The sequence below is a fragment of the Pseudoalteromonas sp. S4741 genome (assembly GCF_005886135.1).
In the GTDB taxonomy this organism is placed as follows: domain Bacteria; phylum Pseudomonadota; class Gammaproteobacteria; order Enterobacterales; family Alteromonadaceae; genus Pseudoalteromonas; species Pseudoalteromonas tetraodonis.
On record NZ_PNCN01000237.1, the window covers coordinates 1 to 770 of the forward strand.

The window sequence follows — 770 nt, forward strand, 5'->3', positions numbered from 1 at the left end:
TTATTTATCGCGTTCACAACCGCCTATTTTAGCGCTGATGGTTGAGCTTTTATGGCAGCACACTCACAGTAAAACACATAATTTAGCTTGGCTTAAATTGTGTGTTGAAGCTTTAAGAAAAGAGTACGCATTTTGGATGCAAGGAGCAGATACACTCGATGATTCGCAAACACGTGTAAAACGCGTAGTAAAAATGCCATGTGGTGGGGTGTTAAATCGCTATTGGGATGATGAGGCGGCTCCTCGCGCAGAGTCATTAAGAGAAGACTTAGCGCTTGCATCAGGATTTAGTGATGATAAAAAAACTGAGTTTTATCGTAATATTCGTGCTGCGTGCGAATCTGGGTGGGACTTTAGCTCGCGCTGGTTAGCCGAGTCAAACTTACTAAGCTCAATTCAAACGACAGATATTGTACCCATAGATTTAAATTGCCTACTGTACAATTTAGAAAATCAGCTTAGTGAATATTTTAAATTGCTTGGCAATGAGCAACAATCACAAACGTACAGCAGCTATGCTGTAAAAAGAAAGTCGCTTATTAATCAATATCTTTGGAGTAATGAGCAGCGTTTTTTTGTTGATTATAATTATAAGGTATCTAAGCCGTCTGCTATTTTAAGTGCAGCGGCAAGTACCCTGCTTTTTGTTAATTTAGCCTCGCAACAGCAAGCTGAACTGGTTGCAAACGTATTGAGCGAGCAGTTTTTAAAAGTAGGTGGTATTGTAACAACGGTTGTTGATACTCCACAGCAATGGGACAGCCCGAATG

The 770-nt window shown here is 40.3% G+C and carries 1 protein-coding gene; it reads left to right on the forward strand.

The genetic code is table 11. The features are described from left to right. The coding region (locus CWC30_RS17980; protein ID WP_283956822.1) for a trehalase family glycosidase at positions 1–770 on the forward strand (770 nt) is incomplete at both ends.